Genomic DNA, 24,639 nt, shown 5'->3' on the forward strand with positions numbered 1-24,639 from the left:
AAAATACCTGATAGACTATCCATTTTTTATGTTTATTATAAACGTGAAGTCTGTATTCGTTAATTAGATTGTAGTTGTTTCTGATGCTTTCGCGTCAGTCTCATTGGAAAGCAGCTCTTGTTTTTTACGTTTTCTTCTGCGAATGAGAAGGAATATGACAATAAGGGGTACGGCAATGATGAAAATATATAAGGAGACATTTTTCACCATACCTTCTGCAGCCCGGCCATAGAAATAAAATAAAAGACCGACAATATAAAACTTGAGACCGCGTCCAATAGCTGCATATCCGATCAACCGCCATAACGGGAAGTTTAAACAGCCGGATAGAATCGTAAATACTTTAAACGGAATAGGTGTAAATGAACCAATTAAGATAGCGGCTTCGCCATTTTTTTGGAATTTTTCTGTTGCGGTATCGATCCATTCTTTTTTTAGAAACTTGTAGAGAACCTTTTTGCCCATTACTTTTCCAAGATAATACCCCACTGGAGTACCGAGCATACAAGCGATATATCCAACTGTAGCTAACCATAATGCTGTAGAAGGGTTCAAAATACTTAACGATACTTGAAGGAAAAAAGCAGGAATTGGGAAAATAATTGCATCGAAAAAAGAATGGATGAACAATCCCATGGGTCCGAATTTCTCTAAAAAATCTATTACCGCTTGAAACATTAACAGGCTCCTTTTCCGTCAACTATCTGCACATAAAGCCTGCTCAACAACTACTGCAAAAGCGGGAACATACCCTTTATATGCTTATCTATGTAATTTTTCGCTAAAAAAGCGCTAATAAAAGTAAGATAGTTCATTATATCATAACTAATACGTTGAAAAGGAATGACAAGTGTCATATGTTTTGAAAAAAGTTAAATAAAAGCAAAAAAAATCTTTATGTTTAGTGCAGCACAAGCATTGAGGTGGAGGTTTTTTGTAATGAAGAGGGTAGAAGTCGGTACCAGACGAAGTAAGTTCAGTACCGACGCGCTTTCGCATAAACGGGGCTAAAATAGCTATAGTATCTTTATTCTCGTATTTGACGGCGAGATACACCGCTTGACACTGCGGCTTGGATGACACGCCGCCGAACCTCTTCAACAACCCGTGCGTTGAAGACGCTGGGCACGATATACATACAATTCAACTCATCGTCACTTATGACTGAGGCGATAGCTTCTGCCGCCGCAAGCTTCATTTCCTCATTGATCGTTGTAGCTCGGCTGTCGAGCGCTCCACGGAAAATGCCTGGAAAGCAAAGGACGTTATTGATTTGATTCGGATAGTCAGACCGTCCTGTCGCAAATACAGCTACAATATCCTCAACAAGCTCTGGCCGGATCTCTGGTTCAGGGTTAGCCATTGCGAAGACAATGGGTTCCGATGCCATAGATTCGATATGAGCGCGGGTCAAAATGCCACCTGCTGACACACCTATAAATACATCTGCGCCCTGCAGCGCGTCCGCAAGGCCGCCGCTGCTTCTCTGCGGGTTAGTATGCTCCGCATACCATTGCCACATCGGATTGCTGTAGGTACGATCTGCCGTTAATATACCGTCGCGATCGACGCCAATAATGGAGCGGGCTCCGCCTGCGAGCAGCATTTTTGTGCATGCGGTACCTGCGGCTCCGATGCCGCAAATAACGATTTTAGCTTGATTTAATCTGCGCCCTGTTAGTTTTAACGCATTGAGAAGACCGGCATATAATACGACAGCTGTTCCATGCTGGTCGTCATGAAAAACGGGTATATCGAGCTCCTCTCGGAGACGTTGCTCTATTTCAAAGCAGCGAGGAGCAGAAATATCCTCTAGATTGATTCCGCCGAAGGCAGGGGCTATATTTTTGATTGATGCTATAATTTGGTCGGTATCCTGTGTATCGAGACAGATTGGGAAGGCATCCACATCAGCAAACTGTTTGAACAGCATCGCTTTTCCTTCCATAACAGGCATCGCGGCATAGGGACCAATGTTACCCATGCCTAACACAGCGCTGCCATCGGAAACGACTGCCACCATATTTCTCTTTACGGTTAAGGTGTACGCTTTGGAGGGCTCCTCGAAAATAGCTTGGCAAACCCTTGCGACCTCTGGTGTATATACGCGCGACAAATCGTCACGGTTTTGAATCGGTGTCTTAGGCTGAATCGTGATTTTGCCGCCAAGATGGAGCAGAAACGTGCGATCAGAGATGTGAATCAGCTTAATTCCGCGTAAAGAGTCAAGCGCCTTCGTCAAGCGTTCAGCTACCCCTTGCTCCGAAATTTTTACTGTTAAATCCCGCGTATTTTTGTTTTTATCGGTATGTATGACATCGATCGCAATAATATCGCCCTTTGCTTGTTCGATGGCTTTAGCAGCGCTGCTGAATTGAGCAATATTCGTATCAATCTCGAGCCTTATAATAATCGTCTTACCATCAGCTAACTTTGGATTCATTCGAAACAGCTCCTTTTTCACTTTTATACTCTATATACTATGTGGAAAAGTATTCGCATTTTATGCTTGTCTTTCTATGAAAAAAACACCGTCACTGCATTAATCTCAGGACGGCGTTAGGACAACTCATGGGGTCGTATTGTTGGTTGCGCTTTGTTAATAAGCTTTCTCGGAATTGACCAGAGGCATACGGCTCATGAATGAGCGAGAACCAACGATCTACTGTTTCGTTCGAATCAAGCATTTCACCAAAGCCATTGTTAATGAAATATTCACAGTTCTCTTCTTCTTGCCCAGGAATTGGCTCATAAAACAACATGGGAATTCCTTTGCTCATTCCTTCCGTGCAGGTCATTCCGCCTGGTTTAGTAACGAGCAGGTCAGAGGCGTCCATGAGTTTATTAATTTCACGGGTGAAGCCGAGTATTCGAATATTGGGATGCTGGAAAAGCGGATCTTCAAGCATTTTTTCCTTCATCTTCTCGTTCGATCCGACGCAATAGATCAGCTGTGTGCTCTCTCTCCATTTGGTCATATATTCAAGAGCGTTATCTTCATACATGATTCCCCAACCACCGCCCATAATAAGGACAGTCGGCATTGGCTTTAATTCAAATTGCTGTCTTATTTCTTCTTTGTCGTATGTATGCCAGAAATTCGGATGTACAGGTATGCCTGTTATCTCGATCCGATCCAGCGCCACTCCCTTATCCATGAGTCTGTTGCTTACAAGAGCAGATGACACGAGATATTTATTTACTTCCTGGTTTACCCAAGAGCCATGTGCATCATAATCCGTAATAAGTGTATATAATGGCATGTCTAGTCCCAGACGTTTGAGCCGCGCAACAACGGCATTAGGAATAGGATGTGTGCATACAATTAAATCCGGCTTCAGCTGGGATATGACTTGTGACGTTTGGGTATAAAACATTCGATGAAGAGCAAGCTTTGTAAATCGGTTAAGCGATTTTTTATAATTGCTTCGGTACATGAGACCGACCATCTTAGGTTGTTTGCTAACGGTTTTCCGGTAAGCGGACACGATCCATGGACCAATAACCGGGTTGAGAAACTTACCAAGCTCAATGACACGGGTCTGAATACCCGGGCATAGTTGCTTAAGTCCGACAGCTAATGCATAAGCAGCCTGAGTATGTCCGGAGCCGAAGCCTTCAGAGAGCAGAAGCACTCTTTTCTTACGCATTCATTCACCTACTTTTCTAATACCATATTACGATGCATGTACTTGTAACACAAGCATGAATAGAAAGGGTTGCTTATATTATAGTGGATAATTTATCCTTGGTTATAGATGTATGTGTTGTCAAGGGAAATAAACCTTGATTCAACTAATTTTACATATATTTTACAAATGACAAAAATATAATTCGTGAGGATGAATTTGAAATGGAACAAATGAACCAAAATGATCAGAATATAAAAATAGGTGATATCGTTCAAGCGGAAGTTCGTTCCGGAAAGTATATTGGAGAACTAATCGAAATAAATAGGCCTCGCGCACTCGTGAAGGTGCTTGCTGTATTGAAGCATCCTGAACAGGGAGACTTGCATAACCCCTATGATCCGGATGTTCCAATGTTTCACGAGCGGCGGGCACTAAGCTATACCGAGAAGACAACTGTTCTGCTTCGCGATATTAAGTCATATGCGGGAAATGTTCCCGATTATAGTGAATCGCTTAAATTAGCTGTAGCATCGGAAATTGCGGCTCTTGACCGCTTACAGCGCTGGTCTGCTAAAGGGCTCGAGCAGCTGCAGCAATTGCAGAAAGAGTATAAGTAACTGTAGTTCTATTTCATAAGAATTATTTCATAAGAAATTGTATTTACTCATTAATAAAAGCAGTTTTAATTTTTTCCCGGTACTCAACCTGGAAATTGAGACCCTCTGACAAAGCGGCAAGCGGAACGTATGTCTTGCCTGTGCCTCCAATTTTATAAATGAAGGCTGGCGGTGCATTCAGCTTAACCGCTTTTCCATTTATTTTGATCGTATCCGATCCGATTGTAATATCTACAGTACGATCCTTTAGGACGATCGATGCCGTTTTCGTAGCTGCGATCCAATTGAGCTCTGCCCCCGTTGCTTCGATAATGTCGCGAAGCGCTACAAATGTGCGGTTTTCTAGAAGCAGCGGCTTGTTAACTGTCAGCAGCTCTTTACCTTTAACAACAACGGAAATGTTTGTGCCTGCCTCTTTAGGCTTTACTGTGCGATAATCGCCCCAAATAGCATTGGAGAAGGCTTTGCCCATAACGGTATAGCCTTCTTTATTCGGATGAATGTCGAGATCCTCCTTATTACTTATATAGGTATAAGGAATTTCATTGCCAACGAAATCTTTGGCCACATCAACAGTCATTACTTTGATACCGTCTTTATTTAAACGCTGAGCTACCTGGTCGAGGCGTTCACCAAGCTGTTTCAAACCATCCACTAAAAATAAACGGTCAGCTTCTTTGAAAAACTCTTTGACCGAATCTCCAATCTTAATAGGAGCAGGAATAGGCGAATATTGATTCGCAATGACAAACTGTGCATTAGGCTGAAGCTTAGCCGTTATGCGCAGCATTGCTTCCAGCTCTTCTTCATAATTGTCCAACGCGCTCTTAAGTAAGGCAGCTGCCTCGTTTGATGCAGTTGACAGTTTATCAGCAGTGAGCTTAGACATCACCGCATTCACATCATTGCCGCCGATCGTCAATACGATCAAATCAGCTGATTTCAAAGCCGAATTCAGGTTTTTCGTGTCAGCGAACATTTTCTCTGCTCGCGGATCAGGAAGGTTTTGCTGAATTGCTGAAGCCTCGATACTGATGTTTTGTGCGGCTGCTTCCATCCACCGTTTTAATCCCGTTGTTTGTAGACCTATAACTCCATAATTCGTATAGCTTGCGCGAAGTCCATGAAAGAGTGCCTGTTCGTAAACATGCTCGACATACCCATATACTTTATTAACGGACTCTTCAGTAAAGCCAGGCTCATAGCCCGCTGTAAGCGAATCTCCCAATGCAACGATGTTGTATTGGTCACTAGTTACTGCCTTAGTGTCGGATACTGCTGCGGCAGAAGCGATTGCTGAACCATTTTTATTCATATGTACCGGGAAATTCAGAGGTGTCAGTGCTATCATCGACACAGCGGTTAGGGCAATAATAGTCGTTTTAAATGATGTTTTTCTTTCTGCTTTCTTTAACAATACGATCACTTCCTTTAGTCTAATTATAAGAAAATAAATGCAAAAACCTGATGGCGACCTCATAAACCACACCAAAAGGCACCGTAAATTGTGCTGCCAAAGCACGTTGTACGATGCTGCAATAGTATGCAATTAGTACAAACATTTATAACAATAATAAATTGATTCCTTTTTGGGCTGGTGTTAAAATACTATAATAAACGCAAGATAGCGGTACACAGACTGGTATACGGTCAGTATGATACGGAAGCACTTATTAGTGCGACTAAAAGCCCAAATTAAGCAAGGAATAGTAAGCAGCAGGCCGATGTGTCTGTTCAACTACAATTCTATTATAAAAAAAGCCAAAAATGAAGAGGATTAACAGCTTTCATTCCAGCATATTTTTTTACTCATGTAAACTTACTTCAAAATCTTCCGATAGAAAGGTTGCACAAAATGAAAAAGAATAATTTGGGATTGCCTCCAAAGCAAGGCCTTTATGATCCGCAATTTGAGAAAGATGCTTGCGGCATGGGCTTTGTGGCCAACATCAAGGGAGTAAAATCACATAAGGTCATTCGTCAAGCGCTCACGCTGCTTGAGAATATGGAGCATCGCGGTGGTCAAGGCAGCGACCCGAACACGGGAGACGGAGCGGGAATCATGCTTCAAATTCCGCATTCTTTTTTTGCAGCTGAATTGAAAAAGCAAGAGCTTGAGCTACCTGAGGAAGGACAGTATGCAGTCGGAATGATATTCATGCCGCAGGACGAAGCGGCTCGCAGCGCAATTGAGCGCGAAGTAGAGTCCATTGTTGCGGAAGAAAACCAATCGCTCATTGGATGGCGTACCGTTCCTACAGTAGACGAGAAGCTAGGTGAAGCTGCACTTGCAGTTAAGCCTTATGTTCGCCAGTTGTTTATTGGCAAGAACGAAAGCTTGAAGGATAATATGGCTTTTGAACGCAAATTATACGTAATCCGCAAGCGCGCTGAGCTTGCTATTCGATATGCCGGCAAAGATGGCGGCAGCATGTTCTACTTCTCAAGTTTGTCTTCTAGAAAGATCGTATATAAAGGAATGCTTACAACGGAGCAGGTACGTTCATTCTATACTGAGCTTAATGATGAGACCGTCGTTTCCGCAATGGCGCTTGTTCATTCCCGTTTTAGCACGAATACATTTCCAAGCTGGGAGCGGGCGCATCCGTTCCACTACATGATTCATAACGGCGAGATCAACACGCTTCGCGGCAATGTGAACTGGATGCATGCTCGTCAGACGTTGTTTGCTACAGAGTTGTTTGGTGACGATATGGAGAAAATCAAGCCAATCATTAACCCTGATGGATCCGATACGGCAATGTTTGATAATACGCTCGAGTTTCTATTCTTGTCGGGCCGTTCGATGGCGCATGCTGCGATGATGATGGTTCCGGAGCCGTGGTCAAATCATGAGAGCATGAGCGATGAGCGAAAAGCTTTCTACGAATATCACAGCACATTGATGGAGCCGTGGGACGGACCGGCAGCGCTCGGCTTTACGGATGGCGTGCAAATCGGCGCCGTGCTTGACCGGAACGGTCTGCGTCCAGCTCGTTATTATGTAACGAAGGACGATCATATTATACTTGGATCAGAAGCCGGCACGGTTGATATTCCAGCGGAAAATATTTTATACAAAGATCGTTTGCGTCCAGGTCGAATGCTGCTTGTAGATACGAAGCAAGGCCGAATTATCTCCGATGAGGAAGTTAAAGCTGAAATCGCGGCGGAACACCCTTATCGCGAGTGGCTTGATGAGCATTTAGTTGATTTAGAAGATTTGCCGGAAGCTCCTGAGCTTCCTGAGCCGAATCATGATACGGTTCAATTGAGACAGCAGGCGTTTGGCTATACGTTCGAGGATGTTCGTAAAGTGCTGGAGCCGATGGCTGGCAGCGGAGCAGAGCCAATTGCTTCGATGGGCTATGATGCGCCGCTTGCGGTGTTATCCGAGCGTCCGCAGCGCTTATACAACTATTTTAAACAACTATTTGCTCAAGTAACGAACCCGCCGATTGATGCGATTCGTGAAGAGATTATAACAGCGACTGGAACAACGATTGGACCTGAGCGCAATCTGCTCAATCCAGAGCCTGAGAGCTGCCGTCATATTAAATTGGATACGCCAATTTTATCGAATGAACAATTCGCTAAGCTTCGTCATGTTCGCCGTCCAGGCTTTAGAGCAATTACACTTCCAATCTTCTTCACTGCAAGCGAAGGAGAAGCAGGACTACGGGATGCACTGAAGCTAATGTGTGAGGCGGCTGACCGAGTAATTTCGAAAGGGCATAATCTACTTATTTTGTCCGATCGCGGCGTAGATAAAGAGAATGCGGCTATACCTGCATTGCTTGCTGTATCGGCGCTGCATCATCATTTAATTCGTCAAGGTACGCGTACTAAGGTTGCTTTACTGCTTGAGTCAGGTGAACCGCGCGAAGTGCATCACTACGCATTGCTGCTCGGTTATGGCGTAAGCGCAGTTAACCCTTACCTTGCATTCGAGTCATTGGATGATATGATACGCCAAGGTATGCTCCGCGGCATATCGCATGAGAAAGCTGTTAAAAACTATATTAAAGCGGCCACTAAGGGCGTTGTTAAAATATTGTCCAAAATGGGCATTTCGACTATTCAATCTTACCGCGGCGCACAAATTTTTGAAGCACTCGGCTTGAAAGAAGATGTGATTAATGAATACTTCACTTGGACGCCGTCTCGTATTGGCGGCATCGGTCTCGATGTCATAGCTGAAGAGACGTTAAAGCATCATAATCGGGCTTTCTCTGACCAAGAGGGTGGAGAGAAGGAGCTTGATTCCGGCGGTGAGTACCAATGGCGTAAGGACGGTGAGGATCATCTATTTAGTCCGCAAACGATCCACACGCTGCAGATGGCTTCCCGCGCGAATGATTATAAGCTGTACAAGAAATTTTCATCCCTTATTCAAGGTGAAGATAAGAAGCATTTAACGCTTCGGTCCTTGCTTCAATTCAAAGCAGGACGTGAATCAATTCCGATTGAGGAAGTTGAGTCATTAGAATCAATCGTAACGAGATTCAAGACGGGCGCGATGTCTTTCGGCTCGATAAGTAAAGAAGCGCATGAGAGTCTTGCTATTGCGATGAACCGCCTCGGCGGCAAATCCAATACAGGCGAAGGCGGGGAAGATCCAGCTCGGTTCATTCCCGACGCGAACGGTGATTCCAGAAGAAGCGCGGTTAAACAAGTTGCTTCCGGACGTTTTGGCGTAACGAGTAATTACCTGGTTAACGCGGACGAAATTCAAATCAAGATGGCGCAAGGCGCGAAGCCTGGTGAAGGCGGACAGCTGCCTGGACTTAAAGTATATCCATGGGTTGCTGAAGTACGCGGCTCTACGCCAGGCGTAGGACTTATCTCACCTCCTCCTCATCATGATATTTATTCGATTGAGGATTTGGCAGAGCTCGTTCATGATTTGAAAAACGCTAATCCACGCGCTCGCATAAATGTGAAGCTCGTATCCGGTGTCGGTGTAGGAACAATCGCAACAGGCGTTGCTAAAGGCCGTGCCGATGTTATTATGGTAAGCGGCTATGACGGCGGAACAGGCGCATCGCCAATGGGTTCGATCAGGCATGCGGGTCTTCCGTGGGAGCTCGGACTTGCAGAAACGCATCAAACACTTATGCTTAATAATTTGCGTGATCGCGTAACGCTAGAGACAGACGGTAAAATGATGACGGGTCGCGACGTGGCGATTGCCGTGTTGCTCGGAGCTGAAGAATATGGCTTCGCAACTGCTCCGCTCATCGTTCTCGGTTGTATCATGATGCGTGTATGCCAGCTTGATACTTGTCCTGTAGGTGTGGCGACACAAAACCCAGAGCTTCGCAAGAAGTTTATGGGTGATCCGAGTCATGTGGTGAACTACTTGCGCTTTATTGCGGAAGAGCTCCGTGAGATTATGGCTGAGCTTGGTTTCCGGACGATTCAGGAAATGGTCGGACGCGTAGACATTCTTGAAACAAAACATCTAATTGAGCATTACAAGGCGAAGGGTCTTGATCTTTCTGGATTGCTATATGAAGCGGAAATGCCGCAATCGGCAGCACGCTATTGTACCCAGGAGCAAAATCATGGCCTTGAGCTATCAATAGATATGCAACAGCTTCTACCGCTTGCACAGTCGGCGCTTGAGAGCGGAGAAAAGGTAAAGGGTACATTCCCTATCCTCAACACCAATCGTGTTGTAGGTACTATTTTAGGCAGCGAAGTGACTCGTCGTTATGGAGCGGCAGGATTGCCGGAGGATACGATCTCGTTCCACTTCATCGGAACAGCTGGACAAAGCTTTGGAGCATTCTTGCCGAATGGTATAACACTTTCTATTGAAGGTGATTCCAATGACTACTTCGGTAAAGGTTTGTCCGGTGGTAAAATTATGGTTGCACCTTCGCCTAAAGCGACATTTGTTGCGGAGGATAACGTCATTATCGGCAATACTGCGCTTTATGGAGCAACTAGCGGCCAAGCGTATATTCGCGGTATGGCTGGCGAGCGCTTTGCGGTTAGAAACAGTGGAGCAAATGTTGTTGTTGAAGGCGTAGGCGATCATGGCTGCGAATATATGACAGGTGGACGCGTAGTTGTTCTAGGCGAGACTGGTCGTAACTTCGCTGCAGGAATGTCGGGCGGTGTAGCGTATATCTATGATGCGAAGGGCGATTTCTTGAACCATTGTAATTTAGAGATGGTATTGCTGGAGCGTCTTGAGGATTCAGAGGATATTGCCGAAGTTCGGGGCCTAATCGAGCGTCATGTCACTTACACAGACAGTGCTATCGGCTCACAAGTACTAAGTGATTGGGAAGAATCTCTTCCGAGGTTTGTGAAGGTTATTCCTAAGGATTACAAGCGGATGTTGGAACAGATTCGTAAAGTTGAGGACTCTGGACTACAGGGCAATGAAGCTTTGCTTGCAGCTTTCGAAGCGAATAAGAGAGAGCTTGCTCGAGCGGGCGGCAAATAACAAATTTCTGATAAATATTCATCGTCGTATAATGAGTGAAATAAAGGGACTGTCACCAAAGTAGCATGACTACTTTTGGAGACAGTCCCATTTTTCTTTCAAAACAAGCATAAATGCTATATTGCGAGTTTAATTTTAGTTTTTCGACATTTTACTACCAAAACAGAAGAAAGCCGCGTCCACTAAGCGACAAATTCCATCTAAAGGCTCGGTTATAATAGGAATAATAATCTAAGCCGTAGCATTAATTTAGTAGGAGTCGGTCGGATGTTAAGAGAGGAAATAGACTTAACGAATGAAGAGGCTGGTCCAGCAGTTAACGTTATTGTTCTCGATATTAATGACATTATGGAACAATTAGGTATTATTCCTGACAATTGCCCCATTCATAGCGACTAAACCTTGCGCTCAGCTCTAACAAACGCGATAAACATTTTCATTTCATCAGAGGTAAGCATTCTTCCATCTATGGTCAAATTATATTTAATAATTATCTCTTCGTCTGACAATTCTAGATGATCAACAAAGCTTCTGACATCGTTTGAAATTGTATGTTGAGGTAATGAAGTACGGCCGACTAAATAATCGATGGAGACTTTGTACAGATCCGCGAACTTCTTGAGCGTTTCTGCATCAGGCTCTCTACGATTTTTCTCATAATGCGATAAAGCCGCACGAGAAATACCAAGTATGGAAGAGGATTGCATCTGCGTCCATCTCCGTTCCTTCCTCAAATTAGCTATTCGTTTACCGATGCTCATAGCATTCCTCCTACTTTAGACATACCGCTATACCTATATTAATACGTAAACATGAAAAATGCATACTTTTTATAGTAAAAAAGATAGTTGATAAATGGAATTTTTCGTTATCAGTGTGATGGAGGTCTGATGCATGGCGAACTATTTAAATGGTGCGGCACGCGCTCACCTAAGGCTAAGATTTACGGAAGGTGTAAAAGCAGAGCTAAGATTGATGAATAAGCATGGTGAGCTTCTAACGCCTGCAACAAGCACAGTGCTTCTTCTTAATATGAGTCAGAGTGGATTATGCTTCTTATCTAGCTTGCAGTTGCCTATTCAACGTAATTATTTGGTAGAAATTCGTATGTATATTTCTAATATCCCACTTACGGTGCATGGCAGTATAGTATGGTGTTCTCCTCAGGATAATCAATATGCGCATGGAGTTTTTTTACATTGCTCCAATATGATTCGCAGACTATTGCTCCGTATTATGAATCAGGAGCTCCTTAAGCAACAGCCTGAGCAGTTTAAGATCCATCGTATGTATCGCAGTCTGATTCAGAAGAATAGGAAACTACACGAATACGAAGGATAGACCTATCTGGTCGACTGCCTGCATAGTGAAATGAATTGGGGGTCACTGATATGAAAATTATTTTGTTATCAGGCGGATCTGGAAAGAGATTATGGCCTTTATCAAATAGTTCCCGAGCGAAGCAATATTTAACAGTATTAGAGGGTCCTAACGGCAATCTGGAGTCGATGGCACAGCGAATGTGGAGGCAGCTTGAAGGGGCAGAATTGCAAGAGCATACTAGGTTCTCCACATGTCATCAGCAGGTCGAGCTGGTACAAAGACAAATAGGTTTGAAGGCTCCACTCATCATTGAACCAGAGCAACGCGATACATTTCCTGCGGCGGCGCTTGCAGCAGCCTATTTGTATTCGATTGCAGGTGCTTCGCTAAGTGAAACGGTCGTAATTTTACCTGTTGACGCCTATGTTGAAAGTGATTTTTATGATTACATAAAGAGCTTGCCGAAGCTCTTGCGTGAGAGTGGTTCGCAAATCATGCTGATAGGTATGAGAGCAGCATCGGCGACGGAACAATATAATTACTTAATTCCTGAGAAAGAGAACCATAAAGTTAACGATGGATTATTAGTACGCAGGGTAAAAGGAATGAAAGAAAAGCCTTACAAATTGGAAGCTATGGCGTTAATGAAGGATGGCGCATTATGGAATAGCGGGATATATGCGTTTCAGCTCGATTTTATGATTGCAATGTTAATGGAGCGTGGATTCCCCATACATTATGATGAGTTATATAAGCAATATTTCAAGCTTCCAAAGGTATCCTTTGAGGCTGAAGTGATGCAAAGCAGCGTGTCCAAATCTGTTGTTGAATACGACGGCTTGTGGAAGGACATGGGTTCATGGTTAACCTTATCAGAGGAAATAGCGTTTCAACGATTGGGACTCGACGAAGTATCGGATGAATGCAAGCAAGTTCAAATTATTAATGAATTAGATATTCCTATAACCATTGTTGGTCTAACAAATGTTATAGTAGCTGCCAGTCCAGACGGGATACTCGTTGCTAGCAAGGATGCAGGCGATTTAATTAATGATAAGCTTCAAGCGATGAACAACAAGCCCAAATATGAGGAGAAACGATGGGGGCACTCGAAAATAATTGATACCATAACACTAGCTTCGGGAATTCAAGTTATTACTAAGCGAGTGTTTATCGCCGCCGGTCAGAACATTAGCTATCATTTCCATTTTAAGCGAAGTGAAGTGTGGACAATTGTTTCAGGAGAGGGAGTTCTTCTATTAAATGATCAGTTTCGTCAAGTTGCCTGTGGCGATGTGGTGCAAATACCTGAACGAGCAAGACATAGCTTGAAAGCGGTTACCGATTTAGAATTGATTGAGGTACAAAGCGGAATCCAGATAAAGGAAGAGGATATTATTCGTCTGGGTATTACATGGGATGAGATTACAAGTCAATTGTACCTAACATAGCTGGTAGAGGCAGTGGTTTATAGAATAATACATGAAAAAAGGGAAAAGAGGTTGACAGTGCAGCTGGATTACAATAGAGTAAATATATGGAAGATACATTTTGTGACATAATGGCGGTAGGTTAATACATAGCGAGAGGGAGCGATCAATGGAATGTTGCGTTTAGAGGATCGTTTTTACTGTGTTAGTTGTGGAGAGATGGTTTCCAATCCAAAGGCGGATATCTTGTTCAGAACAGGTTTTTTCCGAGTAGTACATCCTATGGGCTATTGCTTGACGTGCAGTATTGAGCAAGATAAGTTGGATGCAGCGCTTGGATCACCAGTACAGACCAGTAACTATGACTATAAAATGTTCCTCCGCGCAGATGCGAAAGTTGCCGAGCTTCTAGGGCAGCCCTATCGAACTGATGATAATGAAAACCGGTTAACTACAATTCTGTTGTAGTTAGCTGTTTTTTTTTGAAAACTTCTAATTGTTTCCTGAATCGTTTATAATAGATAAGGTTTGAATTTATCGTTGTTATAGAATAGGAAATAGGTATGAGTAAAGGTATACTGTGGAAATGGTGAAAGGGGAGTAATACAATATGGAAGAACCGATTGTCAGACTGAAAAATGTAACAAAACGTATTGGTAAACGAACGATAATCGACCGATTAACGCTTGATCTGCCGCTTGGCGAGGTATTTGGCTTTCTCGGCCCGAATGGTTCAGGTAAAACGACTACGATCCGTATGATGGTTGGATTAATGGCTCTTACAGATGGAGAGATCACGATAGGCGGATATAGTATAACGAAGCAATATGAGAAGGCGATTCGTCATGTTGGAGCGATTGTAGAAAATCCGGAAATGTATAAATATTTGACTGGTTATCAAAATTTGATCCATTATGCGCGTATGATCCCAGGTATATCCGAACACCGCATTAAAGATGTTGTTAAGCTAGTCGGACTTGAAGATCGGATACATGATAAGGTAAAGACCTATTCCTTAGGAATGCGTCAGCGCCTTGGTGTCGCACAGGCGATTCTTCATAAGCCAAGACTGCTTATTTTAGATGAGCCTACGAATGGTCTAGATCCTGGAGGTATACGCGAGCTCCGTGATTATTTACGGCAGTTATCGAGAGAAGAAGGTCTTGCTGTATTCGTATCAAGCCATTTGCTATCGGAAATGGAATTGATGTGTGACCGAGTTGCAATCATTCAGAACGGCAAGCTTATTGATGTGCGTAATTTGCGAGGAGCAAACGCTCCGTCAGAGCTCGTTCGGGTTCTGTTCGAGGTTGACCGTCCGCAAGGAGCAATAGATGCTCTATTCGCTAAAGGTCAGCATGCTGAGCTTGATGGGGAGTTTGGGATTGCAGTGGAATCAGATAAAGAGCGTATTGCAGCTATAAACGCTACCCTTGTATCCGCAGATATTAAAGTTTATGGCATTCGCGCACATGTTAAATCTTTAGAAGATCAATTTTTGGAAGTGACTGGAGGGGAACGAATTGGGTGATTTTATACAGCTTGTCAAGAATGAAAATATGAAAATTTACCGGCGTCCCCGTACGTGGATAATGTCTGGAATTATGGTTCTGATCGTTATAATTATTGCTACATTATGGCTTGTAGTTGGTGGCCGAGATTCATCGATGTGGGAAGTGATGTCGATGGAGTCGATGATACTGTTCATGCTGGTAACGATCTTCACAGTCGTCATTGCAGCTGGCGGAGTAGCAGATGAATTCTCGACAGGCACAATTAAGCTATTACTGATTCGCCCTTGGTCACGGTCAAAAATATTGTTATCCAAATATATTTCGAATATGATATTTGCTATTATGCTCGCTGTACTTCTGTTCACGAGCACGCTTCTCGTCAGTTGGATTTGCTTCGGGATTAATCCAGTGGTGACAGATCAAGCTACCACGATTGCTCCAGAAGGAACATCACCATTTTTGTATATGCTTCAGTATTATGCGATGAATTTGGTCTCATTAGTTGTTACAGTTACACTTGCGTTCATGCTATCAACTGTTTTCCGCAGCAGTGGACTGGCTATTGGGTTATCCTTATTCTTGCTGCTTGGTGTTGGCAGCTTTGTACCGCTTCTAAATATGCTGGATTACAAATGGATCGACTATTTATTGTTTATGCATTTGGATTTAACCAAATATATCGGAAACGCTTCGTTGGAAGACGGATCCAGTCTAGGTTTCTCACTAGGTATTCTTGCGGCTTACTACGTTATATTCATCGCACTGACTTGGTATGTCTTTAATAAACGTGATGTAACGGCTTAGTTAATCACTTGGTTATTACTATGAACGTGAATTAAAAGCCGCTCCCTTTGCTGCTCTCGTTGATGAGAGGCGGTGATGGAGCGGCTTTTTTTATACGTGTTTATCCCGCCTGACGAGACTTTTCTTTTTGCCCCTTAGCATTTGTTTCCTTGCTGTGAATATGCGGAGCCTCTGATTCTGCTAATGCACGGTTTTTCGAATCGGATAGCCGCTCCATTTCACAGCCGCCGTTAATCATGCCGCCATCTTGAACGATAAGCGTATTGGCAGACAGGTTGCCGGTTATATGTCCGGAGGATGTAATGATGAGGCGCCCCTTCGTCTCAATATCGCCGAAAACCTTGCCTGCGATCGTAATATCGCGTGCTATAATATTAGAACGAGCAATGCCGCACTCGCCGATTATTACATCGCCCTTACATTCAATGTCTCCACGGTACTCGCCTTCGATACGAAGATTTGCCTCGCATATCATTTTGCCCTCAGTTAGCGTACCTTGCCCAATTAACGTATCCGTTGCCGCAAGCCGTTTATCCTTGAACATGAGCTTAATCCTCCTCAAAGGTTTGTAATCTAGCTTTCGTTAGCGAGAAATTTCAGTGGATTGACTGGCTCATTTTTTTGCATAATTTGAAAATGTAAATGCGGGCCAGTGCTTCTTCCGCTAGAGCCTAATAAACCGATTTTTTCGCCGCGTGCGACAATGTCCCCCTCTTTGGCTTCAATTCGTTTAAGATGCATGTATTTGCTCTGCAGACCGCCTAAATGATCGATAACGATATATCTGCCGAGTGAGCTATCGTAGCCGGTTTCAGCTATTGTACCTTCCGCCGCGCTGTAAACTGGATCCCCAAGCTTGCCCACTATATCCAAACCTGCATGAAAAGTAGCCCGTCCGGTGAACGGGTCCTTACGGTATCCAAATCCAGATGTCAATTGTTTGGAACGTGTCGGCCAGCCAGAAGGATAGCCATCCACGGATGCTTTTCGTGCCTGTGCTAGATTAAGTGTTAACTCCATCGATTCTTCCAACGTATCAACCATAACGCCAAGCGCTCGCAGATCGAGTCCGGTGTGCTGTGCTAGAGAAGCGATTTTTTTTGCATCCTGCATAACTGGAGTGTATGAGGAAGAGGTGTTTGCTGTCGCAGATCGAGCCTTGATTGGTATCTCATTTGTTTCAGCCGGTGAAAAATTACTGTTTGACGGATTAATTGAGCTTCCGTACTTCTCGATAAACTGCTTCAGCTTCAATTCCAGCTCTTGCAGCTCGCCGACCTTCGTTTTCATTTCCTGCGCTTGACGCGACAATTGGAGTATTTCCTGCTGCAAAGAGACGATCGCTTCATCCTTTCCGGATACCGTTTGCGTGAAGAAGACAGTCTGCTTCGACAATTGTTCCTCCAGATGATTCAGCTCATAAGCTGATTTCATTTGTAGTCCCGCAATACAGCCCGAAACCGCGAGAACGGCTGCCGTTGGCGCAGCTAATACCGATCGCTTCGATACGTGAAACTGTTTGACGGATTTGTCAGCGCCGCGCATCACCACAAATGACCATTTTGGCTTCCGCGCTCGTTTCAATAGGGTACTCCTTCCTATTTCGATCAGACATAGCCTTTCAGAACGTTCTTATGCTATTTATTCTTGAAAGCTATAAAACATGCCATAAAACTTATCAAAAAAAGAAGAAGGACTGGCCAGTTCACACTATTAGTGTGAGCTGGCCAGTCCTATTTGCTGCCCCATAGCAAGCTTTTAGTTAGTCTACTTTTGCTAATGTAAGCTCGGTGATCACTTGCTCCATTCCTGGTGTGAAGCCAAAGGAACGACCTTGCTGCTGTTCAGTCGGCAGTAGGCTGAGCTGATCTATTCGGCGATTAACTTCATTAGTGAGTGAAACAATGCGCTCCTCGTATTTCTTAGCTGATGATTCATCCTTTTTCGCTAGAGCTTCCTTGCTTGCAGCTGAATAGGATGTAAATGCTGCCTCATACATGGTAATGTCCCAAGGGAATTTGACGATTCCTTCCTCTAGAGCCTGTAGAGATTGTTCGAGCTGGCCGCTATCTTTAAGAAGTCTGAAATGGGCCATAATTAAGGAACGATTATATGGATCATATTTTTTTGCTTTATCAATTGTACTTAGCGCTTCTGAGAGTGTGGCTTCATCTTTTGTTTGTGCATATACCTGCTCAAGCCAATCTGCTTTTGTTACCGAGAATGCAGTCTGTTTCGGTGATGCTTTAATTGCTGCATTCAGCATCGGCATCATCTGATTTAAAGGTGTCTGCTGCTGAACAGCTAGTGTATAAACCTCGTTGTATTTTTTGATAGCGTTATTCTCACGGATGACCGTAAACAGCAGTACAACGGCCAGTAGAGCCATTGTTGATGGATAAGCAACTTTACTCCAAGATTTGGTACTTGCATGGCTTAGACGCTCAATGAGAAGCTTACCGCTATAAGGAGCGAGCATGCATCCAAGAGAGAGAAAGACAATTGCGCTAATATACACAAAGCTCATATCGAAATCTATCGCGCTATGTACGAGAAGCGTTAACGATAGGATGAAGAAGATGAAATGGCTGCCTCTCAGCTCTGGGAAACGAATATAAGATCTTATATATAACAGATAGATGAAGCCAAGAAAGCCTATTAACGCAATTAGTCCGATCCAGCCGGTCTCGACAAGCACCTGCACGAAGAAGCTATGTGCTTGCCTGCTCCAATAAGGATTGTTCTGATATTCTTCATACATAGCCTGCCAAGCGCCGCCTCCGCCGCCTAGTAATGGATAATCCTTGGCTACACTTAGACCATCCTTGTAAAAGGTGAACCGTTCAAGCACACTGTGCTGTTGCAGGTTAATATTTTCAAAGCGTGATGCTAATTGGTCTGGTAGTATGCCTCGAATGGCGCTGCTGCTAATAAGGCTGACGAAAGCAATTGCAGAAAGAAGCAAGATAACAACCGGCATAGCTGCAAATGACCATTTATACGAAGCAAGCTTCGTTAACTTGAGCTCCAGCCAAGAACTGGCTTTTGCATGATAGAGCATAACAAGTGCTATCATTACAATGGCTGCTAATATGAGCAGGCCCCAGCTTTGAAGGGGGAGGGAGCTGAACAAAGAGATAGGACTTGGAGCCTTCTCCTCAGTTGGCTGAACAATCTTAGCAATCGCGTCCGCATTTGTAGTCAGCTTACCAAGAACGGCCATCGATATTATAATCGACAAGCCCATATACAAAAGGTAAGTGATTTGTTTGTTCAACTTCATAAATGGCATAATAATAAGCACCATTACCGGAACAATAACAATTGCGCCGCGCGAATAGGTGAACATAAAAGAGATCCAGATAGGTACTAGCATAGCTGCATGGATAAGCCGAGCCGAAGGACGGATACAATGAACAGCATAATAGAGTGTGGCAAAAAATATAGCTACAAGAAAGCCTGCATATGTATTCGAGTACTGGAAAACAGATGTTAATCGATATCCATCATGTGCCAGCCATAGAGCATCGCGGGCATAAGTTTGACCGAACAGATTCAATAACCCAAAGATTACAATGAGATATGCTGAGCCCATCAATGCGTATTCGATCGTTTTGCGAGAATTCTTATTCTCAGCAAAATAAAATCCGCTAATAAATAAGAATGCCATCAGAAAGAATACTAGTGTCATAAACTTCGCGTAATAGCTCGAAACCGCTTGAAAGGAAGACAACCAATAAACGACAGGAAGCACCATGACGGCAATCGACAAAATACCGCGATAGCTATTCAGTTGCCAGCTGCGGAATTGATAGGCTGCTAAGACCAATAATAGAACGCATCCGAAAATAATAGCGTTATAGATGTTTGAATCAAAACTCATCTCATATCCATTGAACAGGGCTTTCTCATATGGAAATATAACTAGAAATAGGGCGATGCCGATCGTCCCGATCCACCTTAGCAAAGGAAAATCGGAGCTTAAAGATGTAGTGCTGCCTCTTGCTTTCTTTCTTGCGCTCATTCGTATTTACTCCTAACATAAGATGATTCACTACTTTCAATATTTTAACAAATAAGTAGACTTATATCTACCAAGTGCAGCCAATCCTATTATTCTAAGCAATATAACAAGATTATACAAGATTTTATAATACCAATGATTCCATTGAAGTTCATAAAAAAAACGGCCCAGAAGGGCCGTCTTTAAAATTAAATGATGAATTAGTTGATGAATTCAGCGTTTGTAAGGAAACGAGCTATCATTGTAGCTCCTTCAGCACGTGATGCGTTGCTGGAACCAGCAAGTTCAGTTGTTGTTTTACCTTTAACGATTCCAGTGCTCAGTGCAGCTGCGACTTCGTCGCGTGCCCAGTCAAGAGCGCTTGCATCAGAGAAGTCAGCCAATGCGGCAGATACTTCTTCATCCGTCAATGTAACTTCTTTGCCTGCGTAAGCAAGTGCACGGACAACGATTGCAGCGACTTCGCTACGAGTGATTTTAGCTTCTGGACGGAATGTTCCGTTATAGCCTTCGATAAGACCAGCTTTTACTGCCGAAGCAATAGCGCCTGCATACCATTGGCTTGAAGCTACATCACTAAATTCGTTTGTTGTTCCAACAGCTTCAAGGCCTAGGGAACGAACTACCAATGCTGCAAACTCAGCGCGTTTAATGTCTTGCTCTGGAGCAAACAGGTTAGCGCCTTTTCCTTCAGCAATCAGCTTGGAAGCAAGTGTCGTGATGTCTTCCTTAGCCCAATGAGATTCAGTATCGGTAAAGGATACATCTGCCAATTGAACAACTGTGTAAATACTTAGGCTGTTACGTTTCAAAGTAGCAATCGTGCTGCCGTCTTTTGTAGCAAACGTTGAAGGCACGAAGCTGAACTCTTTAGTAGTTGGATTGTATACTGCTCCAGTCATTTCACTGTTGTAAACAGATCCTGTAACGGATAGAGTACGGTTGAAGTAAGTGCCAAGGTTGTTAACTTCTTGTTCTTTACCGTTCCCTTTAGCAACAATGCGGAAATCTACCGGATCACTAAGCAATTTTGCGCCGCTAGCTTTCGCAGCATTCGTTACTGCCGTGAGGCTGTCTCCAGTAAGCTTCTTCATTTCAACGATAATTTCAAGGTCCTTCAACGCAACACCTTGCGATTTAGCTAGTTCTTCCAATTTCAGTGCTGCAATTGGAAGTGTAATGGATGTTCCATTAGCAAGCTTAAGTGTAAGCGATTTGCCGGTAGCAAGTGCTTCAGCATTCAAGCTTACTACTTCTGAAGTAACCAGAAGTGTTGCGTTAGCGTCAGCTTTGAACAGGTTCATCAAAGTCGAACTGCTAATGACTTCTACGCCAGTCGTTGGATTTGTTGGGTAGAAACCACCACCACCACCTGGGTAAGTTGGGTTAGTTGGAGCTACATAGCTTAAAGATGAACTTTCTACATATGTTGAATTTATAGGATTTACATATGAGAATTTAAGATTGTTCCCAGTTACAAGGTTACTAGCATCATGGTTAAAATTGAAGTAATATGTGCCTGTTGCTGCATCGTAAGTACTGTAAGTAGCATAGGCCGATTTAGAAGTAGTTTGTGCTCCATTCTCATATACCCATACTGTAATTTTTTTTCCCTGCAATGCGTCATATACAGCTTTTTCGACGTATACAGTTCCAGTTACTGTACCGTTGCTGTTGACTACGACATCTTTGAAACTAGCAAATGCAATTACCGGAAGCAGCATTGAAATACTCATGATTGCTGCGAGAAATCCGGCTGTTTTACTGAAAAAAATCTTCTTCTTCAATTCTTTTCCACCTCCATTTAAGATCAGCAAAAATCACTGTCGAATGGTAAGTATACACGAGATTTGGGAAAAATTACAGATAAAATTACATTATTCCTACATTTTTTCATATATTATGTATTTGAAAGATTGAGATCTCATCATCCTATTAACGCCTCCATATAATCTTTCTCTAATGGATCTGCATTGATTAACTGGTTGTAGAGTGGTTCATCCATTTTTCCAACGGCATAAAGCGATGCCAAATAGTAACGGACAGCTATACGAACATAGCCATCGGATAAATCGGATTGAGCAGCCTTTTGAAGAAGGTTTATAGCCGTCTCGTAGTCTTGATTGAAGTAATAAACTTGACCGATCGCCTGCAGCATCATCGACGTATAATCGAAGCTGCGACCTTGCTGCTGTTCATCAGGTAATGTTTGAAGCTGATCCATTCGATGTTGTACTTCTTCGGATAGCAACAAAACCCGATCCCGGTATTGTTCAGCCAGCTTTGGATTACTCGCTTTTTTCCGTTCGCTTGCCTCGAAGTATTCTATTACAGCCACTTCATAATACTTAATGTCCCACTGGAATTTACGTATACCTTCTTCCAGCACGAGCAGCATCTCGTCAACCTTTCCTTCGACCTTCAAGCTTTGATATTCTGCTAACAGAACACTGCGATTGTATGGGTCGAAGCGTTTGGCTTGCTCAAGCGTCATCAAGGCTTCATTCCAATAGGCTTGGTTCTGGGTCTGATTGTACGCTTGCTTCAGCCAATCTACCTTTGTCATTAAATAGGCTGGATGATCGGGAGAGATGTGTATCGCTTCATTAAGCATTGGAAGAAGACCTTCTAAGCTCGTCTGTCCTTGTGCTGCAGAATGGACCGCATATTGATAGCTGCGATTCGCATTGTAATCTCTAATGGAGATAGTTAACAGAGTCATCGAAAATACAACCAATATTGCAGGGTATACATATTTAATAGGGAGACTGCTGAATCTAGCAAAGCGCTTGATTGTCATGTGTGAGGCAACAGGTGACAGCATGCAGCCTAAGCTTAAGAACACGAGAGTGCTCAAATAAATGTAGCTCATATCAAAGTCGATCGCGCTGTGTAGAAGTATGCTTAACGCATATATAAAAAACACAAGGTGGCTTCCGCGCTGCTCGGGAAAACGGATATGAGCTCGAATGTACAAAATAAATGTATAAGCTAAGAATCCAATCAGAAGGGTAAGTCCAACCCAGCCGATCTCCACAAGTGTCTGCACAAAGAAGCTATGCGCTTGTCTGCTTGAATACGGATTATTCTGATAGGTCTCGTACAAAGCCGGCCAAGCGCCTCCGCCGGCTCCAAGCAGCGGATAATCCTGAGCGATTCTGACACCGTCCTTGTAGAACGTCCATCGCTCCAGTACGCTGTGCTGCTGCAAATTAATATTTTCGAATCGAACGGCGATTTTGTCCGGCAGCAAATTCCTCACCGTACTGCTTACGAACAGCACGACAACTGCGATGAGGCTTATGCTGATGACAACAGTCGGAATCACTGCAAATGACCATTTGTAAGTGGACAACTTACTTGTCTTGGCTTCAAGCCATGAATAGAGCTTTAGATGAATAAACGTAATAATAACAGTGACGATAACAGAAATGCCGAGAAGAAGAAGCCAGCTCTGTAACGCCAATTCACTCCATAACGAGATTGGAGCAGCGGCGCGATCGGAAGTCGGCTGAACGATGGCAGCAATAGCATCAGCATTGGATGACAACTTTCCGAGAATAAGGAAAGAGAGCAGCACGGTTGCTCCTAAATAAAGGGTGTATAATAATTGACGAGAAACACGAAGGAACAGTAAAATAACGAGCACGACGATAGGGATAATGACAATCGCACCACGCGAATAGGTAAGCAAGAACGAAATCCAGATCGGGACAAGCATGAGAGCGTGAGCAGCTCGAATATACCACCGTTCACAGTGAACGACATAATAGAGACACATGAGAAACGCAGCCGATAGAAATCCAGCATAGGTGTTCGAGTATTGAAATACAGAAGCAAGACGATACCCATCATGAGCCAGCCACAACGCGTCAGGATAATAAAGCTGGCCGAATAGATTGGCAATGCCGAATAAAACAATTACATAAATCGACAGCATGATCATAGCTTCGAATGTTTTGCGAGAAAGAATGGTATCAGCAAAATACAAACCAATCAGGAAGAAACCTGAAAGCATAACGATAATCAAGGTGATAAAGCTGGCATAATAGGTCGAAACGGCTTGCATAGATGACAGCCAGTAAATAAAGGGCAGGATCATACTTACAATCGATAGAATACCGCGATGAGTGTCTAAACGCCATTTCAACAGAAGGTATACGGCTGTGAGGACAAGCAGTACGTAACCGAGAATAACTGCTTCATAAATGGCGGATTCGAAGCTAATTTCAAATCCGTTGAACAACGCCGACTGGTAAGGGAAAGCAAATACAAATAGGGCCGTGCCTATAATCACGATCCACTTGATAAGTGAAAAGTCAGGCGTTTCTGACTTCGATGTAGCTTGTTTTTTTGCAGTTTTGTTCCATTTCATTTTCGTGAGCTCCTTGCGATATAAGTTTGAAATAATATAAACCTGACTGTAAAGGGTTAATTATACGGTTCTGAGAAACATCTCTTTGTATTCTAGCAAATGGAAGTTTGGATTACTATATGAGGAGCGAGAAAAGGAATACAGTTTACAGATTTGTACAGATTTGTATGGAGTGAAAAATAACAAAAACAGACATATAGTCCGCGAATTCTACTAATTTTTCGAAAAGAGTAGTAAAATAAGGTATCAAATTGGAAGGGACTTTGGTAAGATAGCAAGGGGAATTCGACATTTTTAATTGGGGGATTTGAAGGGGAATGAAAATACATATAATAAGAATTCCTGTGCAGAACTGGAAATAAGATGTCGTCTAGCGACTAAAATCATTCAGAGGGAATTAAAATGGGTTTCGGTGAACCTAACATTCAATGATGTAAGACGTAGATGAAAGATTGATTTC

18 protein-coding genes are annotated in these 24,639 nt (G+C 43.3%); 8 read left to right on the plus strand and 10 right to left on the minus strand.

The window, feature by feature from the left end; translation table 11 throughout:
- Positions 1-63 precede the first annotated feature (63 nt).
- The 3 genes from AC0YN7_RS14615 to AC0YN7_RS14625 all read right to left on the minus strand — a co-directional run bounded on the left by AC0YN7_RS14615 (position 64) and on the right by AC0YN7_RS14625 (position 3,650).
- A complete protein-coding gene (locus AC0YN7_RS14615; RefSeq protein ID WP_475810749.1) occupies positions 64-678 on the minus strand; it encodes a YqaA family protein in 615 nt (204 codons plus the stop codon).
- A gap of 349 nt (positions 679-1,027) precedes the next feature.
- On the minus strand, positions 1,028-2,443 hold the full coding sequence (locus AC0YN7_RS14620) for an NAD-dependent malic enzyme (protein WP_475810750.1): 1,416 nt from the start codon (positions 2,441-2,443) through the stop codon (positions 1,028-1,030).
- A 91-nt stretch (positions 2,444-2,534) separates the two neighbouring features.
- Complete coding sequence (locus tag AC0YN7_RS14625; protein WP_475810751.1) at positions 2,535-3,650, minus strand: MGDG synthase family glycosyltransferase; 1,116 nt, start codon at positions 3,648-3,650, stop codon at positions 2,535-2,537.
- Between the two features lie 203 nt (positions 3,651-3,853).
- Here AC0YN7_RS14625 and kapB point away from each other — a divergent pair, with 203 nt between their 5' ends.
- Positions 3,854-4,249 carry a kinase-associated lipoprotein KapB gene (gene kapB, locus AC0YN7_RS14630; RefSeq protein ID WP_475810752.1) on the plus strand — a complete coding sequence of 132 codons (396 nt, stop codon included), beginning with the start codon at positions 3,854-3,856 and terminating at the stop codon, positions 4,247-4,249.
- 43 nt (positions 4,250-4,292) lie between these two features.
- Here the strand turns inward: kapB and AC0YN7_RS14635 are convergent, their stop codons facing one another.
- Positions 4,293-5,666 (minus strand): SGNH/GDSL hydrolase family protein, encoded by a 1,374-nt coding sequence (locus AC0YN7_RS14635; protein WP_475810753.1) that lies wholly within the window; start codon positions 5,664-5,666, stop codon positions 4,293-4,295.
- A gap of 438 nt (positions 5,667-6,104) precedes the next feature.
- Here AC0YN7_RS14635 and gltB point away from each other — a divergent pair, with 438 nt between their 5' ends.
- Both gltB and AC0YN7_RS14645 read left to right on the plus strand, forming a co-directional pair.
- A complete protein-coding gene (gene gltB, locus AC0YN7_RS14640) occupies positions 6,105-10,709 on the plus strand; it encodes a glutamate synthase large subunit (protein WP_475810754.1) in 4,605 nt (1,534 codons plus the stop codon).
- A 267-nt stretch (positions 10,710-10,976) separates the two neighbouring features.
- Entirely contained in the window at positions 10,977-11,108 is a 132-nt protein-coding gene (locus tag AC0YN7_RS14645) for a hypothetical protein (protein WP_475810755.1), read from the plus strand.
- Here the strand turns inward: AC0YN7_RS14645 and AC0YN7_RS14650 are convergent.
- Positions 11,105-11,470 (minus strand): helix-turn-helix domain-containing protein, encoded by a 366-nt coding sequence (locus AC0YN7_RS14650; RefSeq protein WP_475810756.1) that lies wholly within the window; start codon positions 11,468-11,470, stop codon positions 11,105-11,107. The genes AC0YN7_RS14645 and AC0YN7_RS14650 overlap by 4 nt on opposite strands.
- Before the next feature lie 133 nt (positions 11,471-11,603).
- Here AC0YN7_RS14650 and AC0YN7_RS14655 point away from each other — a divergent pair, with 133 nt between their 5' ends.
- From AC0YN7_RS14655 to AC0YN7_RS14675, 5 genes are all read left to right on the plus strand, one after another.
- On the plus strand, positions 11,604-12,050 hold the full coding sequence (locus tag AC0YN7_RS14655; RefSeq protein WP_475810757.1) for a PilZ domain-containing protein: 447 nt from the start codon (positions 11,604-11,606) through the stop codon (positions 12,048-12,050).
- A 50-nt stretch (positions 12,051-12,100) separates the two neighbouring features.
- Entirely contained in the window at positions 12,101-13,483 is a 1,383-nt protein-coding gene (locus AC0YN7_RS14660) for a sugar phosphate nucleotidyltransferase (RefSeq protein WP_475810758.1), read from the plus strand.
- 153 nt (positions 13,484-13,636) lie between these two features.
- Complete coding sequence (locus tag AC0YN7_RS14665) at positions 13,637-13,930, plus strand: hypothetical protein (RefSeq protein WP_475810759.1); 294 nt, start codon at positions 13,637-13,639, stop codon at positions 13,928-13,930.
- A 142-nt stretch (positions 13,931-14,072) separates the two neighbouring features.
- On the plus strand, positions 14,073-14,993 hold the full coding sequence (locus AC0YN7_RS14670) for an ABC transporter ATP-binding protein (RefSeq protein ID WP_475810760.1): 921 nt from the start codon (positions 14,073-14,075) through the stop codon (positions 14,991-14,993).
- Positions 14,986-15,780, plus strand: a complete 795-nt coding sequence (locus AC0YN7_RS14675; RefSeq protein WP_475810761.1) for an ABC transporter permease — start codon at positions 14,986-14,988, stop codon at positions 15,778-15,780. Before AC0YN7_RS14670 ends, AC0YN7_RS14675 begins: the two co-directional genes overlap by 8 nt.
- A gap of 100 nt (positions 15,781-15,880) precedes the next feature.
- Here the strand turns inward: AC0YN7_RS14675 and AC0YN7_RS14680 are convergent, their stop codons facing one another.
- From AC0YN7_RS14680 to AC0YN7_RS14700, 5 genes are all read right to left on the minus strand, one after another.
- A complete protein-coding gene (locus AC0YN7_RS14680) occupies positions 15,881-16,324 on the minus strand; it encodes a bactofilin family protein (RefSeq protein ID WP_475810762.1) in 444 nt (147 codons plus the stop codon).
- Between the two features lie 29 nt (positions 16,325-16,353).
- Complete coding sequence (locus AC0YN7_RS14685; protein ID WP_475810763.1) at positions 16,354-17,364, minus strand: M23 family metallopeptidase; 1,011 nt, start codon at positions 17,362-17,364, stop codon at positions 16,354-16,356.
- Positions 17,365-17,542: 178 nt separating this feature from the next.
- Positions 17,543-19,804: an O-antigen ligase family protein gene (locus AC0YN7_RS14690; RefSeq protein ID WP_475810764.1), complete on the minus strand. Its 2,262-nt coding sequence runs from the start codon at positions 19,802-19,804 to the stop codon at positions 17,543-17,545.
- Between the two features lie 200 nt (positions 19,805-20,004).
- Entirely contained in the window at positions 20,005-21,591 is a 1,587-nt protein-coding gene (locus AC0YN7_RS14695) for an S-layer homology domain-containing protein (RefSeq protein ID WP_475810765.1), read from the minus strand.
- A 140-nt stretch (positions 21,592-21,731) separates the two neighbouring features.
- Positions 21,732-24,179, minus strand: coding sequence for an O-antigen ligase family protein (locus AC0YN7_RS14700; protein WP_475810766.1), 2,448 nt, complete (start codon positions 24,177-24,179; stop codon positions 21,732-21,734).
- Positions 24,180-24,639 lie beyond the last annotated feature (460 nt).

This window comes from Paenibacillus sp. J31R122 (assembly GCF_056269185.1).

Excerpts from the sequence above, each read along its gene's own strand:
- AC0YN7_RS14615 (WP_475810749.1), bottom strand. The coding sequence starts at position 678 with ATGTTTCAAGCGGTAATAGATTTTTTAGAGAAATTCGGACCCATGGGA.
- AC0YN7_RS14620 (WP_475810750.1), bottom strand. The coding sequence starts at position 2,443 with ATGAATCCAAAGTTAGCTGATGGTAAGACGATTATTATAAGGCTCGAG.
- AC0YN7_RS14625 (WP_475810751.1), bottom strand. The coding sequence starts at position 3,650 with ATGCGTAAGAAAAGAGTGCTTCTGCTCTCTGAAGGCTTCGGCTCCGGA.
- kapB (WP_475810752.1), top strand. The coding sequence starts at position 3,854 with ATGGAACAAATGAACCAAAATGATCAGAATATAAAAATAGGTGATATC.
- gltB (WP_475810754.1), top strand. The coding sequence starts at position 6,105 with ATGAAAAAGAATAATTTGGGATTGCCTCCAAAGCAAGGCCTTTATGAT.
- AC0YN7_RS14645 (WP_475810755.1), top strand. The coding sequence starts at position 10,977 with ATGTTAAGAGAGGAAATAGACTTAACGAATGAAGAGGCTGGTCCAGCA.
- AC0YN7_RS14650 (WP_475810756.1), bottom strand. The coding sequence starts at position 11,470 with ATGAGCATCGGTAAACGAATAGCTAATTTGAGGAAGGAACGGAGATGG.
- AC0YN7_RS14655 (WP_475810757.1), top strand. The coding sequence starts at position 11,604 with ATGGCGAACTATTTAAATGGTGCGGCACGCGCTCACCTAAGGCTAAGA.
- AC0YN7_RS14660 (WP_475810758.1), top strand. The coding sequence starts at position 12,101 with ATGAAAATTATTTTGTTATCAGGCGGATCTGGAAAGAGATTATGGCCT.
- AC0YN7_RS14665 (WP_475810759.1), top strand. The coding sequence starts at position 13,637 with ATGTTGCGTTTAGAGGATCGTTTTTACTGTGTTAGTTGTGGAGAGATG.
- AC0YN7_RS14670 (WP_475810760.1), top strand. The coding sequence starts at position 14,073 with ATGGAAGAACCGATTGTCAGACTGAAAAATGTAACAAAACGTATTGGT.
- AC0YN7_RS14680 (WP_475810762.1), bottom strand. The coding sequence starts at position 16,324 with ATGTTCAAGGATAAACGGCTTGCGGCAACGGATACGTTAATTGGGCAA.
- AC0YN7_RS14690 (WP_475810764.1), bottom strand. The coding sequence starts at position 19,804 with ATGAGCGCAAGAAAGAAAGCAAGAGGCAGCACTACATCTTTAAGCTCC.
- AC0YN7_RS14700 (WP_475810766.1), bottom strand. The coding sequence starts at position 24,179 with ATGAAATGGAACAAAACTGCAAAAAAACAAGCTACATCGAAGTCAGAA.